The organism is Zhihengliuella sp. ISTPL4 (assembly GCF_002848265.1).
Lineage (GTDB): Bacteria > Actinomycetota > Actinomycetes > Actinomycetales > Microbacteriaceae > Microbacterium.
This window is the reverse complement of the sequence record NZ_CP025422.1, coordinates 2,010,930-2,025,349: the sequence shown is the minus strand read 5'-3', so window position 1 is coordinate 2,025,349 and position 14,420 is coordinate 2,010,930. Positions and strand designations below refer to the sequence as shown.

Here is a 14,420-nt window from a genome sequence, read left to right as displayed (position 1 = left end):
CGTGACCGTCGACAAGGCACGCGTCGAACGGCTCACCAGGGAACTCCTGGAGGCGATCGGTGAGGACCCCGATCGTCCGGGGATCAAGCAGACGCCCTCCCGGATGGCCGAGCTGTACGCGGAGTTCTTCGCCGGGGTGGGGGAGGATCCCGCCGAGCCACTCGCGCACACGATCAGCGTGACCCGCGGGCCGGCGCCGGACACCCTTCCCTCCGGGGCCGTGCTCCTGCGCGACATCCGCTTCCGGTCGGTGTGCGAACACCACCTCCTGCCCTTCGCGGGGCACGCGCACATCGCGTACCTTCCGGGCGAGCAGGTCGTCGGCCTCGGTGCGCTCGTGCGGGTCGTGGAGATCCTGGCCGCGCGGCCGCAGGTGCAGGAGCGCCTGGGGGAGCAGATCGCCGACACGATCGCCGAGAACCTCGACGCGCGTGGCGTGCTCGTCGTGCTCGACGCCAGCCACGGCTGCGTGACGATGCGGGGTGGGCGGCAGACGGAAGCGTCGACGCTGACCATCGCGGCGCGCGGGGTCTACACGGATCCCGTGGCACGTGCGGAACTGGTGACCCTGATCGGCATGACCGTGCCGGCGCCCGGGACGTCGCGCGCATGACCGGTATCTGGGGAATCGTCAACGTCACGCCCGACTCCTTCAGCGACGGCGGGCGTTATCTCGACGCGGACCGGGCGGTCGCCCACGGCCTCCGCCTGCGTGCCGAAGGGGCGTCCGTCCTCGATGTCGGGGGAGAGTCGACCCGGCCGGGTGCGGAGCGCGTCGGGGTGGAGGAGGAGCAGCGGCGGGTCCTTCCCGTCGTGGAGCAGCTCGCGGCGGCAGGGCTCGTCGTCAGCATCGACACCCTCAACGCGTCGACGGCGGCGGCGGCGGTCCGCGCGGGGGCGCGCATCGTCAACGACGTCTCCGGCGGACTGGCTGACCCTGACATGCGTGCCGCGGTCGCCGAATCGGGAGCCGACTTCGCGATCGGGCACTGGCGGGGCTTCTCTGCCGACATGTACGCGAACGCCGACTATCGCCGCGTCGCTCGAGAGGTGGCCGGCGAGCTGCGCGAGCGGATCGGTGAGGCGGCGGCCTCCGGTATCGCGCCCTCCCGCCTGATCGTCGATCCGGGTATCGGGTTCGCCAAGGCGGGCGCGCAGAACTGGGATGTGCTGCGGGGTCTCGACGAGATCGTGGGCCTCGGGCTGCGGGTGCTGATCGGTACGTCGCGCAAGCGGTTTCTCGCCGACGTACTGCAGTCGGCGGCGCCGGGCGGCGACGGCGTCTCCGAGGAGCGCCGGGACCTGGCGACCGCGGTGACGAGCGCGCTCGCGATGCGGGCCGGCGTCTGGGCGGTGCGCGTGCACGACGTCGCCGCGACCCGCGACGCCCTCGCGATCACCCGCGCCTGGGAAGGCTGAGGGCGAGGTCCGGGCCTCCCCGTACCCTAGAGGCATGGACTTCCTCGACGAGATCGTGTTGACAGGGCTGACCGTGTTCGGCCGCCACGGCGTCTACCCGCACGAGCGGGAAGAGGGGCAGGAGTTCACGGTCGACCTCCGGCTGCGGCTCTCCCTCGAACAGGCCGCTGCCTCCGACGACGTGGCCGACACCGTGCACTACGGCGATCTCGCCGAGCGGGTGGCTGCGGTCGTGTCCGGCGAGCCGGTGAACCTCATCGAGACCCTGGCCGAGCGGATTGCGGATGTCGCCCTCGACGACCGTCGCGTCCAGCACGTGACCGTGACGGTGCACAAGCCGCAGGCGCCCATCGCTCTGACCTTCAGCGACGTGGCCGTGACCGTGCACCGGACCCGCGCGCCGGAGGGGCTGGAGGACATCACCACATGAGCCGCAACCTCACGCGCCCACCGGAGGTACCGGGACCCCGTCCTGCACGCCCGGAGACGGTGGCGGTCGTGGCGCTCGGGGCCAACCTCGGAGACCGCGAGGAGACGATCCGTGCGGCAGCCGCACGCATCGGCCGACTCCCGCTCGTCTCCGACGTGCGCCTGTCGCGTCTGTTCGAGACGGTGGCGCTCCGCGTGGACGGTCCTGACCCGGACGCGCCCGGATACGTCAACGCCGTGGCTCTCGTGACCACACGTCTCGCTCCGGAGATCCTCCTCGGGATGCTGCACGCCATCGAGGACGAGAACGGTCGGGTACGCGGCGAGCGATGGGGCGACCGCACCCTGGACCTCGACCTCATCGCGTACGGCGATGTCGTCTCGGACGACCCCCGGATCCAGCTCCCGCATCCGCGGGCAGCGGAGCGGCTGTTCGTCCTGGAGCCGTGGCTCGACATCGACCCCGACGCCGAGCTCGCAGGGCGCCGCGTCGCCGATCTGACGGCGGACCTCCGCGCGCGAGGCGAGGGATGAAGCGCACCTCTGCCGGGCTGCTCGCCGTCCTCGCGCTGATCGGAGCCGGTGCCGGGTTCATCCTCGACCAGATGCTCACGGCGACCGGTCGAGCCACGTTCACGCCTTCCCTGTTCCTCCCGGTGCTGCTCGTCCTCATCGCCGGCGCATCGCTCGGTGTGGCCTGGCCGGTGCGGCGCAGCGTCCGCTCGGGGGTGCGCATCGACCCCTTTCGTGCTCTGCGGGCCGCGACGCTCGCCCGGGCGTCCAGCCTGCTGGGCGCGATCCTGGCCGGCTTCGGCGCCGGGCTGCTGGCCTTCCTCCTCACGCGCCCCATCGATCCCCCGATAGGGTCGACTGTGGCCATGGTGGCGCTGATCGCGAGTGCGGTCGTGCTCGTCGTCGCCGCTCTCGTCGCCGAACAGTTCTGCACCCTGCCGAAGGATCCTGATGACTCAGAACCCAGAGACCGCGCCCCTGAACCCGGCGGAGGGCACTGACCTCGACGCCCTTGACCAGGGCACCTACACGCGGCTGCGCACGGCACGCAACGAGGCCCGCCTCGAGCTCGACGGCACCTGGCACCAGATCTCGCCGCGCTACGTCGTATCGCAGATCGTGCAGAACGTGATCTTCCTGGCGATCGTCGCGGCGGCGGCCATCGTGCTCAACGTTGTGCTGGAGCAGGACTGGGTGTGGATTCCGGCCGGCATCATCCTGCTGATCACGGTCCTCACGCTGATCATCCTTCCGCGGCAGGCCCGCGCCATCGGCTACATGCTGCGCGCGGACGACATCGTCTTCCGTAAAGGCATCCTCTGGCAGCGGATGATCGCCGTGCCGTACGGTCGCATGCAGCTCGTCGACATCACGCAGGGTCCGCTCGACCGGGCGTTCGGCATCTCTCAGCTCAAGATGGTCACCGCCGCGGCGACCACCGGCGTGCAGATTCCCGGTCTCACCCAGACGGCGGCCGAGGCGCTGCGCGACACGCTCATCCAGGTCGCTGAGACCCGTCGGACCGGCCTGTGAGCGAGTCGCAGCTTCCCGCCGCGCCGGGTCAGGCACCCGCAGGCGCGCCCCCGACGCACCTCGCAGACGGTGAATGGCACCGGATGCACCCGCTGACGCCGCTCTTCAAGGGCGGCCTGGCGCTCATCATCGTGGGCGGCATCGTGATCGCGAACATGCGTGATCGCGTCATCGCCTGGCTCGTCGGGCGGTTCGCGCCGGAGGATGCGCACTACGACGACTACACCGGTGGCGACCCGGTCGACTGGGTGCTCGCCAACAACTTCGCCCTGATCGCGCTGCTGGGTCTCCTGGCGCTCGTCGTGGTGCTCGTGGCGATCTTCTGGTTCGTCTGGCGCTTCCAGCAGTTCCGGATCACCGGCGACCACGTCGAGGTCCGCAAGGGCATCATCTTCCGCTCGCATCGCCGCGCCCCTCTCGATCGGGTGCAGGGCGTGAACCTCACCCGCCCGTTCCCGGCGCGCATCATCGGCCTCGCGAAGCTCGAGGTCGTCGGCGCGGGCACGGATGCGAACGTCGCGCTCGAATACCTGGCCACGCCGCGCGCTGAAGGGGTGCGCGCCGAGATCCTGCGCCTGGCCTCCGGTGCGCGTGCCGCTCGGCACGCGGCGTTGGATCCGCAGAGCGCCGCGACGCCCGGTGGGCACGCTCCGGCTTCCGCGCGCGCGCAGCTCGTCGGCTCGATGAATGAAGGCGTCAACGGCCTGCTCGCCGGCGTGGACCTCCAGGACGTCGTGCCCGAGAGCGTCGTCAAGATCCCGGCCGGGCGACTGATCGGCTCGCAGCTCATCTCCGGGCTGCTGTGGCTGGTGTTCTTCGGGGTGATCTTCGCCATCGCGATCGGCAGCACGCTCATCGGGATCCTGATCGACGGAGAACCGGACGGCGGGATCGTCCTCCTGGGCATCGGTCTGGGCATGGGCGTCCCCATGCTCATCGCGGTGGTCGGCATCACCTGGGCACAGATCTCCAAATCGCTGCGCTACTCCATCGCACCCACCCCTGACGGCGTGCGCATCACCTACGGGCTGCTCACCACGGTCACCGAGACCCTTCCGCCGGGCCGCATCTTCGCCGTCGAGGTGTCGCAGTCCCTGCTGTGGCGGCCGTTCGGTTGGTGGACCATCAAGATCAACCGGATGAGCGGCAAGAGCGCCGCGCAGCAGTCGTCGAGCAGCGGTCAGCAGTTCAACGTCGTGCTGCCGGTCGGCAAGCGTGCGGACGTGGAGCGCGTGCTGTCGCTCGTGCTTCCCGACATTCCCGTCGAGAGCATCCCCGCGCTGTGGGATCAGGGCGTCGTCGGACCGACCGAGAACGACCCCTACCGCACGATGGCGCGGCGGGCCTGGTGGCGACGGCCGTTCTCCTGGAAGCGTCACGGCTACACGGTGACGACGGACGGGCTGCTGCTGCGTCGAGGCATCGTGTGGCGCAAGCTCGCCGTCTTCCCTCTCGCGCGGCTGCAGGGCGTCTCTCTGAGCCAGGGCCCGATCGACCGGGCGCAGGCGGTCTCCGGCGCACAGGTGCACACCGTGCCCGGACCGATCACCGGCCTCCTGTCGGGTCTCGAGCGGGCCGATGCGCTCGCGCTTCTCAATGAGGTCAGCGTCGCTGCGGCGGAGGCGGCGTCCCGGGATCACACGCACCGCTGGAGCGAGCACGCCGCGGCTGCGATCGCGCCGGCTCCGCCCGCCTTCGACGGTGCGGCCACACCGCCCGTTCCTCCGGCACCTCCCGTCTTCGGCGGCCCGGGGGCGGCTGCGCCTGCGCCACCGGCTCCGCCGGTGACCCCGGCTCCTGCGGCTGCGCCCGGACCGCCGGTTCCGCCCGTCCGGACGCCACCGGTGGCACCGCCGCCGGCTCCTCCGCTGACCGCGCCCCCGGTCGCCCCGCCTGCTGTTCCTCCGGTCACGCCGCCGCCACCCGCCCCACCGGCGCGACCGGACGCGCCGCGCGAGGAGTGAACGTGGTGCGCGACGGCCGTCTCGGCGTCGGTGTCGTCGGGGCCGGGCGCGTCGGCCCGGTCATCGGTGCAGCGCTGGCCGGGGCCGGGCACGCGGTCGTCGGGATCACGAGCGGATCAGACGACGAGCGCGCCTCCGCGGTGCTCCCCGGTGTCCCGGTGCTGGACACCCAGGAGGTCGTGCGGCGCGCCGAACTGGTGATCCTCGCCGTCCCGTCCGATGAGCTCCCGTCCCTCGTCTCCGGCATCGCCGAGCTGGGCGGGTGGCAGATCGGGCAGCTCGTCCTGCACACCGACCCGGGTCAGGGGATCGAAGTCCTGCGTCCGGCGGCCGAGCGCGGCGCCATCCCCTTGGCGGTGCACCCGGCCATCACGTTCACCGGCACCTCGATAGACCTCCGGCAACTCCAGGCGGGGTTCGCCGCGGTCACCGCGCCCGCCGCCGTGCTGCCGATCGCGCAGGCGTTGGCCGTGGAGATGGGCTGCGAACCCGTCGTCATCGCCGAGGCCGACCGCGCCGCCTACGCCGATGCGATCGCCACCGCCACGGAATTCTCCCGCTCGATCATCGGGCAGTCGACCTCGCGGCTCCGCGAGATCGGCGTCGAGAATCCGGGCGGCTTCCTCTCCGCGCTCGTGCAGTCGACCGTCGAGCGGGCGTTGCGAGACGCCTCGGACCCGCCTCCGCTGGTCTGAACACGCACCTCACGCCCTGATCCGGTTCACCGCCCGCCGGAGAAACCGCCGCCGCCTCCGCCGCCGGAGAACCCTCCGCCGAACGAGCCGCCCGTGCTGGACGACGTGCCGGTGGAGGGGGCGGAGTATGTTGCGGCCGCTGTGGATGAGCTCACGAAAGCGACGAGTGAGGTGCGGAGGGCGAAGGAGGTGGGGTCGCCGATCCAGGTCGGTCCGTGAGCCTCCCGGCTGTAGGCGTTCTCGAGGACCCGACCCCATTCGTCCTCCATGCCGAACAGCATCGCGTAGGGGAGGAGACGCTCGTAGACGTGGATGACGTCCGCCCCGTCGTCGGTGCGTCGTTCTGCGCCGGTGTAGGACTGCAGCATCCTCAAACGGTCCTCCTCGGCGACGCGGATGAACTCCCGCACCCCCTGCAGATGTTCGTACGCCAGGGCGCCGGCCGGCGTGAGCACGGTGTGCCGCGAGAACGTGAAGAAGCTCGAGGCCGCGACGAGCAGCGCCCCGACGGAGATCGCCAGGAGCGCCGGGCCGGCGGACAACCGCCCGGATGCCACAGCGACGATGGCGACGACGAGACCGACCAGGGCGACGCCGATCGCGACTGCCTGCAGGATCATCGCCGCACGGCTGCGGACCTTCGTCGTGAAGCCGCGCCGCGCAGCTTCCTCCTGCCCCTTCGTCGTCAGCGCCGTCATCCGCCCGGCGAAGGCCTCGCTCTCGGTCGGCAGGTCCACGACGCCGTCCGCATCTGCCCGGGCGAAGAGCGCGTCGAGTGCCGCCTCGTCGAGCGGGCTCGGCGCCGTGCTGTGCGGACGCCGGCGCAGCCGTGGCGCCTCCTCCGAGGGGCCTTCTTCGATCCGCAGCGCGCCACGGACGGCGAGGTGGACGATCTCCGCGGGGACGACGTTCTTCGCTCCCGGGATGAGCGCGGCCGCGAGCAGCGGCGGCTGGTCGTCGGGGACGTCGTACTGCGCCACGATGATGCCGGTGGCGCGGCGTCGACGCCGGCCGGCGGCCACCGCCGCGGCCCACCCGGCCGCGGACAAGCCGACACTGCCGACGGCAGCGATGACGGGGCCGAGGTCGGCGACGGGGTCGGGCGTTCGCGCGGCGGGCTGGGCGACGGTCCCCGCGTCGAAGCCGACGGCTACCGTCACGCCGTCGCCGGCGGGGAGTGCTGCCGCCTCGACGCGGAAGACGGTCCCGTCTCCCTCCTCGACCGGTCCTTCGAGATCACAGGGTTCGGTGGATCCGGAGGGGCCGAGGTAGCACTTCGTCGCACCGGTGAGATGAGCGCTGAGGGCCGCATCGAAGCGGATGTCGGCGCGGAACGCATCGATCGGTTGCGTGCTGTCGAGCGGCAGCAGATCCCAGTAGAACTCGTCGGCGGAACGCGAACCTGACGCCTCCGGAGCACTGCCCACGATGATGTCGCGCATCTCGTACTCGATGACGTAGGTGGTGAGGCCGTGGACGAAGTCGTCGTCTCCCGTGAGGATGAAGAGCGTTCCGTCGTCCTCGTCGGTTTCGTACGGGACCGCTGCGCCGTCCTCGTCCGTGACGCCGAGCACACGCGTGTCGACCCCGGCGCCCTTGTACGTCGTCGCCAGGCCCCGCACGATGCCTCGGTTCTGGTCGGCGTCGGGGAACCGCGCGACGAGAGTCTCCGTCACGAGCATGTGCGCCCGGCCGTCGTCGTCGAGGCCGACGTCGTACACGGCGTCCCAGGCGGCATACGAGAAGTCGTCGACATCGGCGGCGGACTCGTTCGTCGACCCGGCGGTCCTCGCTGCCGGATGGTCCGTGGCCATGGCACCGTCCGGCGCGAGAACGGCGACGAAGGCGAGGGCGAGAACGGCGCTCGCGCGGACGATCCGGGTGGGTGCCATGCTTCGAGGCTACCCAGGCCTGCCGGGAGGCGAGAACGGCAGAGGCCTTCCCGTCGCCTTCCGGCCGGAGGCCGTCGCCCCATCTCGGTAAACTGGGTGCGACTTCCAAGGAGCCCCGCACATGACTGACGCGTCCGCCGCGCCCGAAGCGGCCTCGGCCGCCCCTTCCCCCGAAGAGGACATCCACGAGCAGAAGGCCGTGCGCCTCGCGAAGCGCGAGCGTCTCATCGAGAAGCGGACGGACGCCGGTGGCGGCGCCTTCCCGGTCGGCGTGCCGGTCACGCACACGATCCCGTCGCTGCGTGCCGAGTACGGCGACCTCGAGCCCGGCGCCGAGACCGGCGTCATCGTCGGCGTCGCGGGGCGCGTGGTGTTCAGCCGCAACACCGGGAAACTCTGCTTCGCCACACTGCAGGCCGGCGACGGAACCCGCATCCAGGCGATGATCTCTCTGGCCAACGTCGGTGAGGAGTCGCTCGCCGAGTGGAAGGAGTACGTCGACCTCGGCGACCACGTCTTCGTGCACGGCGAGGTCATCTCCAGCCGTCGCGGCGAACTGTCGATCATGGCGGACGACTGGGCCATCGCGTCGAAGGCGATTTTGCCGCTTCCCAACGCGTACGCCGAGCTCAGCGAAGAGGGCCGCGTGCGCAGCCGCTACCTCGACCTCATCGTGCGGGAGCAGGCGCGCACGACCGTGCGTGCCCGTGCAGCCGTGAATGCCAGCCTGCGGTCGACGTTCGCCGCGCACGGGTACCTCGAGGTGGAGACGCCCATGCTGCAGGTGCAGCACGGTGGCGCGTCCGCCCGTCCCTTCATCACCCACTCCAATGCCTTCGACACTGAGCTCTACCTCCGCATCGCGCCGGAGCTGTACCTGAAGCGCGCCGTCGTCGGCGGCATCGAGCGCGTCTTCGAGATCAACCGGAACTTCCGCAATGAGGGCGCCGACTCGACGCACAGCCCCGAGTTCGCGATGCTCGAGGCCTATCAGGCCTACGGCGACTACAACCAGATGGCGGCGCTGACGCAGGAGCTCGTGCAGCAGGCAGCCATCGCCGTGGCAGGGTCGACCACCGTCACGTGGGCCGACGGCACCGAGTACGACCTGGGCGGCGAGTGGGACCGCATCTCGATGTACGAGTCGCTGTCGGCCGCCTCCGGTCGCACCGTGACGCCGACGGACGCCGTTGAGGACCTGATCGCCTTCGCCGAGGCGAATGGCGTCGACGTGCCGCCGCAGGCCACGCACGGGAAGCTCGTCGAAGAGCTCTGGGAGCACTTCGTGAAGGGTGACCTCGTCCGTCCGACGTTCGTCATGGACTTCCCCGTCGACACCTCCCCGCTCGTGCGAGAGCACCGCTCCGTCGAGGGCGTCGTGGAGAAGTGGGACCTCTACATCCGCGGCTTCGAGCTGGCGACCGGCTACTCCGAGCTCGTCGATCCGGTCATCCAGCGCGAGCGATTCGTCGAGCAGGCGAAGCTTGCTGCGCGCGGCGACGTCGAGGCGATGCCGATCGACGAGGAGTTCCTGCGCGCCCTCGAGCACGGCATGCCGCCGTCCGGGGGAATGGGAATGGGGATCGACCGCCTGCTGATGGCGATCACGGGCCTCGGCATCCGCGAGACCATCCTCTTCCCGCTGGTGAAGTAGATCCGGAGCGCTCACTCTCTCCTCCCGCGGAACGCCCACTCCGGCAGGACGGCGCCGGAGATCATGGTGTCGAGCAGGAGGGCGAGGCTGTACGCCGGGTCGATCTCGCGTGCCATGTCGAGGTAGCGACCGGCGTGGGTGGCGCGTCCGAGCGCCCAGGAGAGCCAGGCAGCGACCGTGAGCGGCCCTGGTCGGGCCTTTCTCGGCGCCCGTGCGGTGGCGTGGCGGACGACGCGGAGCGCTGCGCGGAGCCGATCCCCGTCCGGGGCGGGCCCGCAGCCGAGGAAAACCCGGCCGATGTCGTCAGGCACCGGCGATCCCGCGGCGGCGAAGGCGAGCTGCGCCTCCATGGTTCGGATGCCGTGGCGATGGTCGGTGGCCCACTGCGCGATGGCGGTGTCTCGAACCGGGGGGCGCCCTAGACACCACACGAGCGCCGCCGTGGCCAGGGGCGGCAGCGCATCGGGGTCGGCGAGGACCGATTCGAGGAACGCGGGAATGTCATCGAGGAGGACGCACGCGGCGAGGACCTGCGGCTCGTCGGAACGCGTAGAGCGCTGGCGTTTCGGGCCGAGCACGCCGTCGAGGCCCCGCAGCACGCGCTCGACCTGCTGCGCCTCCCCCGCGGGGACAGGGGGGAGCTCGGCGCCGGAGAACTGGTCGCCGGAGACGTCACCGAGCGCCGACGCAGCAGGCGGCGGGGTGATGTCCGACAGCGGGTGCAGCTCCGGTTCCGCATCGCCATAGTGGCTCCATCCCTCTGCCGTCACGCACAACGCTTCGATCACCCGCAGGCCCGCCTCCTCGGCGCAGCCGAGGAGCGTGTCGACCGCGACAGCCTGGGGGAGCACGAGGCCGTCGGGTGTGTGCTGCGGCGATTCGTCGGTGTAGACGACCACGGCCACCGCGTCGGTGCCCGGGACACGGGCGACAAGGTCGACGGCCGCGGCGGCGTAGTGCAGAACGGGGATGGCGGCGTCCGGGAGATCGAGACGCATCGCCCCGTCGCAGCGGATGCCGTGGAACGGGAGGAGAGCGATGCTCTCCCGCGGCGTGAAGCCGGCGAGGGCGGGCACGATGCTGAGGAACTGGGCGGAGCCGGAGGCGCGGAGCACGGTTGTCATGAGGAGAGGTTGGCGCTCTCCGGGCGCCGGCGGACCGTTCGCGGCGCCTTGTGGACGAGAATCCTGAGAACCGGCACCTGTGCACGAAGAGTCGCTCGCGTACGATGGAGATATGGACAACTTCTGGCTCGCCGCGGCATGGTCGCTCCTGCCGACCGTCGGAGTCAGCATCGTCTTCTTCGTGGTTCTCCGCGGCATCCTCCGGTTCGATCGCACCGAGCGGAAGGTCCACGCGCAGATCGAGGCCGAAGAGCGTGCCGCGCGCGGCCTGCCGCCGCGGGCCTGAGTCCGACCCATCCGCTACTGTGAAGCGAACGCGCCGGGCCCGGCGCGCCCCAGGGTGACGATCCCTGGTGTGGGTGAGGGGGCGTGATGACCGCGGAGTCGTGGGGATGGTGGGTCGCCGCCTTCATCCTGGTGCTCGACATCATCATCCGCATCACCGCCATCATCGTCATCCCGCGCAACCGCCGTCCCACGGCGGCGATGGCCTGGCTCCTGGCCGTGTTCTTCATCCCGGTCGTCGGCGTCTTCCTGTTCCTCCTGATCGGCAATCCGCGGTTGCCGCGCGCTCGACGCCGCAAGCAGGAGCAGATCAACGAGTACATCGCGGAGACCAGCGAGCATCTGCACTTCGGGACGCTGCGACCGAACGCCCCCGCCTGGTTCGGGCCGATCGTGCAGATGAACCAGCGTCTGGGCGCCCTGCCCCTCTCGGGCGACAACGGCGCGCACCTGATCTCGGATTACCAGGAATCGCTCGACGAGATGGCGGAAGCCATCCGCACCGCGCAGGATTACGTCCACGTCGAGTTCTACATCCTGCAATCCGACGAGTCGACGGACAACTTCTTCCGCGCCCTCGAAGAGGTGGCGGCGCGCGGCGTCTCGGTGCGCGTGCTGCTGGACCACTGGGCGAACCGGGGCAAGCCGCGCTATCGACAGACCATCGCCCGTCTCAACAAGATGGGTGCGGAGTGGCACCTGATGCTGCCCGTCCAGCCGCTCAAGGGCAAGATGCAGCGCCCGGATCTCCGCAACCACCGCAAGCTCCTCGTCGTGGACGGCAACATCGCCTTCCTCGGCTCGCAGAACATCACCGACTCCACCTACAACCTGCGGAAGAACATCCGCCGCGGTCTGCACTGGGTCGACCTGATGGTGCGGTTGGACGGGCCCGTGGTCCTGAGCGTCAACGCGATCTTCCTCAGCGACTGGTACAGCGAGACGGACGAGGTGCTCGAGGAGATCGACATCTCGCACGCCAACATCGGCTCCGGTGACCTCGACTGCCAGGTAGTGCCGTCCGGGCCGGGGTTCGAGGTCGAGAACAACCTGCGGCTCTTCCTCGCCCTCCTGTACGCGGCCAAGAAGCAGATCATGATCGTCAGCCCCTATTTCGTGCCGGACGAAGCCCTGCTCCTGGCCGTCACCGCGGCAGTCGACCGCGGCGTCGAGGTGCAGCTGTTCGTCTCGGAAGAAGGCGACCAGGCGATGGTCTACCACGCCCAGCGCAGCTACTACGAGGCACTGCTTCGGGCGGGTGTGCGCATCTGGATGTACCGGAAGCCCTACATCCTGCACACGAAGAGCCTGACGATCGACGACGAGGTGGCCGTCATCGGATCCAGCAACATGGACATGCGCTCCTTCGGCCTGAACCTCGAGGTCTCGATGCTCGTCCGCGGCGAGGAGTTCGTGGCCGAGATGCGCGAGGTCGAGGACAAGTACCGGTCCTTGAGCCGCGAGCTGACGCTCGAGGAATGGCTGCAGCAGCCGTTGCGGTCCACCGTGCTCGACAACCTCGCGCGGCTCACCTCCGCGCTGCAGTGATCGCCCGATCCGTCAACCCCCGTTTCGGGACGAAGTGCGCGCCGTTACCCTGAGGGCATGACTCCCCGCAGGCTCGTGCTCGCCGTGTCCTCCGCGCTTGCCGCGGCCCTCGTCCTCGCCGGCTGCACGGTGGGCCCCGGCGATGCCGCCCCACACGCGACGTCGGACCCGTCGAGCGGTCCGGGAACCGCCGGGAGCGGCGACGATCAGGACGACATGGAGGGAGCGCTTCTCGACGACGGACGGATGTTCGCCGTGGTGAGCTGGGGATCGTCGACCTGCCTGCCGCAGGTCGATGCGGTCTCCGCCGAGGGGCAGCGGGTGTCGGTGACGCTCGTGGAGCCGGAAGGCGACGGGGCGACCGAACGGGCCTGCACGGCGGACCTCGCTCCGCGGGCGAGCATCGGGGCCCTGCCCAAGGGTGTCGATCCGACCAAGGACATCACGCTCGTGGTCACCTACGGCGACCTGCTCGACGAGATCGACGTCGACGCCGACCCGGGCGCCACCGCCACGCCGGGCTCGGCGACCGAGTATCAGCCGTCGGCCGCCTGGTTCGACGATGGCGGGCTGGTGCTCCTGACCTGGGGTTCCTCCAGCTGCGCGCCCGTCGTCGAATCCGTCGAGGCGGATGGCAGCGCGGGCACGGTCACCTTCGTGACCGATGAGAACCAGGTGTGCACGATGGACATGGCGCCCCGCGCGACGGTGGTGGAGGTCCCCGAGGATGACGTCGACGACGACGGGCCCTTCGAGCTGACCCTCGTCGGCGGAGGTCTCGACGGTACGGTCGAGGTGCGCTGACCGGTCAGCCCCGTCTCAGAGGATGTGCACCGGGTGCCCGGTGGGCAGGGCGAGCAGCAGTGCGGCCGGGTCGGCGCGGCACGTGACGTGCACGGCCTCACCGAACTCGTCTCCGTCGAGCTCGATGGGCGTGGGCGCCGGGGCGGCCGCTTCGGCACGGGCTCCGCGGAAGTAGTGGACCGATGCGTCCGTGCTGCGGCGCTCGAGCACGAACCGTCCGGCGCGGAAGCGGCGGAGCACGGAGTTGTCCCACCAGATCTTCCGCCAGACGCCGAGCCAGCCCAGGACTCCTGTCGGCTGGATCACGGCGACATCGAGGGTGGCGTCGGTGATCGAGGCATCCGGGATCAGGGAGATGCCTGCGGGGAGCGTCCCGCAGTTCGCGAACAGGATGCTGTGCACCTTCGTGGAGTGCAGGCGTCCCGTGCCGATCTGGTAGACCGCGCGGAAGGGCTTGGCGCGGGGGAGGGAACGGGCAGCGCCGTCGACGTACGCGATCCAGCCGACGGACCTCTTCAGGTCGGCACGGGTGTTGGCGATCATGTCGGCATCGAGGCCGATGCCGGCGAGCACGACGAAGGCGTGCTCCTCCTCGCTGCCGTCCTCTCTCGTCATGCGCGCCCAGCCGATGTCGATCGGATGGCGGAACTCGCCGAGGGCCGCGCGGATCATCTCCGCTGGGTCGGCCAGGGGGAGGCCGAGGTTCCGCGCGAGGAGGTTCCCGGTGCCGCTCGGCAGAATCGCCAGGGGAACGCCCGTGTTGGCGATGGCCTCGGCGACAGCCCGAACCGTCCCGTCGCCGCCGGCCACGAGCACCACGTCCACACCGCGCGCGAGGGCCTCCGCCGTCGCTCCCTGCCCGGCATCCTGCACGGTCGTCGGGTAGAAGGCGGGGTGATCCCACCCCGCCCCGCGGGAGAGGTCGCGGACCTGTGCACGCAGACGCTTCCCGTCGACTTTCACAGGGTTGTACACGAGCGCCGCCTGCTTCAGGACGGGAGGACTCGTGGTCATGGCGCTACTCTAGACCGCCCGCCCGGCCCCTTCCCGTGCACCTCGTA

The 14,420-nt window shown here is 70.5% G+C and carries 15 protein-coding genes; 12 read left to right on the top strand and 3 right to left on the bottom strand.

Going from position 1 to position 14,420, the window contains the following annotated elements; all coding sequences use genetic code 11:
* The first annotated feature begins 1 nt into the window (after nt 1).
* From folE to CYL12_RS09725, 8 genes are read left to right on the top strand one after another with little or no spacing between them, the layout of a single operon-like run.
* On the top strand, nt 2-613 hold the full coding sequence (gene folE / locus CYL12_RS09760; protein WP_101847437.1) for a GTP cyclohydrolase I: 612 nt from the start codon (nt 2-4) through the stop codon (nt 611-613).
* On the top strand, nt 610-1,419 hold the full coding sequence (folP, locus tag CYL12_RS09755; protein WP_101847436.1) for a dihydropteroate synthase: 810 nt from the start codon (nt 610-612) through the stop codon (nt 1,417-1,419). The genes folE and folP overlap by 4 nt, the downstream gene beginning before the upstream one ends.
* Nucleotides 1,420-1,453: 34 nt before the next feature.
* On the top strand, nt 1,454-1,849 hold the full coding sequence (gene folB / locus CYL12_RS09750) for a dihydroneopterin aldolase (protein ID WP_101847435.1): 396 nt from the start codon (nt 1,454-1,456) through the stop codon (nt 1,847-1,849).
* Nucleotides 1,846-2,382 carry a 2-amino-4-hydroxy-6-hydroxymethyldihydropteridine diphosphokinase gene (gene folK / locus CYL12_RS09745; RefSeq protein ID WP_101847434.1) on the top strand — a complete coding sequence of 179 codons (537 nt, stop codon included), beginning with the start codon at nt 1,846-1,848 and terminating at the stop codon, nt 2,380-2,382. The genes folB and folK overlap by 4 nt, the downstream gene beginning before the upstream one ends.
* Entirely contained in the window at nt 2,379-2,861 is a 483-nt protein-coding gene (locus CYL12_RS09740) for a DUF3180 domain-containing protein (protein ID WP_101847433.1), read from the top strand. Before folK ends, CYL12_RS09740 begins: the two co-directional genes overlap by 4 nt.
* Nucleotides 2,812-3,393, top strand: a complete 582-nt coding sequence (locus CYL12_RS09735) for a PH domain-containing protein (RefSeq protein ID WP_101847432.1) — start codon at nt 2,812-2,814, stop codon at nt 3,391-3,393. Before CYL12_RS09740 ends, CYL12_RS09735 begins: the two co-directional genes overlap by 50 nt.
* A complete protein-coding gene (locus tag CYL12_RS09730) occupies nt 3,390-5,357 on the top strand; it encodes a PH domain-containing protein (RefSeq protein WP_101847431.1) in 1,968 nt (655 codons plus the stop codon). The genes CYL12_RS09735 and CYL12_RS09730 overlap by 4 nt, the downstream gene beginning before the upstream one ends.
* A 2-nt stretch (nt 5,358-5,359) precedes the next feature.
* Nucleotides 5,360-6,052: a DUF2520 domain-containing protein gene (locus CYL12_RS09725; protein ID WP_101847430.1), complete on the top strand. Its 693-nt coding sequence runs from the start codon at nt 5,360-5,362 to the stop codon at nt 6,050-6,052.
* Between the two features lie 26 nt (nt 6,053-6,078).
* Here the strand turns inward: CYL12_RS09725 and CYL12_RS09720 are convergent, their stop codons facing one another.
* On the bottom strand, nt 6,079-7,944 hold the full coding sequence (locus CYL12_RS09720) for a DUF2207 domain-containing protein (RefSeq protein ID WP_101847429.1): 1,866 nt from the start codon (nt 7,942-7,944) through the stop codon (nt 6,079-6,081).
* Nucleotides 7,945-8,065: 121 nt separating this feature from the next.
* Between CYL12_RS09720 and lysS the strand changes: the two genes are divergently transcribed.
* On the top strand, nt 8,066-9,598 hold the full coding sequence (gene lysS, locus CYL12_RS09715) for a lysine--tRNA ligase (protein ID WP_101847428.1): 1,533 nt from the start codon (nt 8,066-8,068) through the stop codon (nt 9,596-9,598).
* A gap of 11 nt (nt 9,599-9,609) precedes the next feature.
* On the opposite strand, the gene CYL12_RS09710 is transcribed toward lysS, so the two are convergent.
* Complete coding sequence (locus tag CYL12_RS09710; RefSeq protein ID WP_101847427.1) at nt 9,610-10,722, bottom strand: DUF4192 domain-containing protein; 1,113 nt, start codon at nt 10,720-10,722, stop codon at nt 9,610-9,612.
* Between the two features lie 112 nt (nt 10,723-10,834).
* Between CYL12_RS09710 and CYL12_RS17305 the strand changes: the two genes are divergently transcribed.
* The 3 genes from CYL12_RS17305 to CYL12_RS09700 all read left to right on the top strand — a co-directional run bounded on the left by CYL12_RS17305 (nt 10,835) and on the right by CYL12_RS09700 (nt 13,359).
* A complete protein-coding gene (locus tag CYL12_RS17305; RefSeq protein WP_167627854.1) occupies nt 10,835-11,008 on the top strand; it encodes a hypothetical protein in 174 nt (57 codons plus the stop codon).
* A gap of 86 nt (nt 11,009-11,094) precedes the next feature.
* Nucleotides 11,095-12,555, top strand: coding sequence for a cardiolipin synthase (gene cls / locus CYL12_RS09705; RefSeq protein WP_101847426.1), 1,461 nt, complete (start codon nt 11,095-11,097; stop codon nt 12,553-12,555).
* Between the two features lie 57 nt (nt 12,556-12,612).
* Entirely contained in the window at nt 12,613-13,359 is a 747-nt protein-coding gene (locus CYL12_RS09700; protein WP_101847425.1) for a hypothetical protein, read from the top strand.
* Nucleotides 13,360-13,374: 15 nt separating this feature from the next.
* Here the strand turns inward: CYL12_RS09700 and CYL12_RS09695 are convergent, their stop codons facing one another.
* Nucleotides 13,375-14,373, bottom strand: coding sequence for a diacylglycerol/lipid kinase family protein (locus tag CYL12_RS09695; protein WP_101847424.1), 999 nt, complete (start codon nt 14,371-14,373; stop codon nt 13,375-13,377).
* Nucleotides 14,374-14,420: the final 47 nt, after the last annotated feature.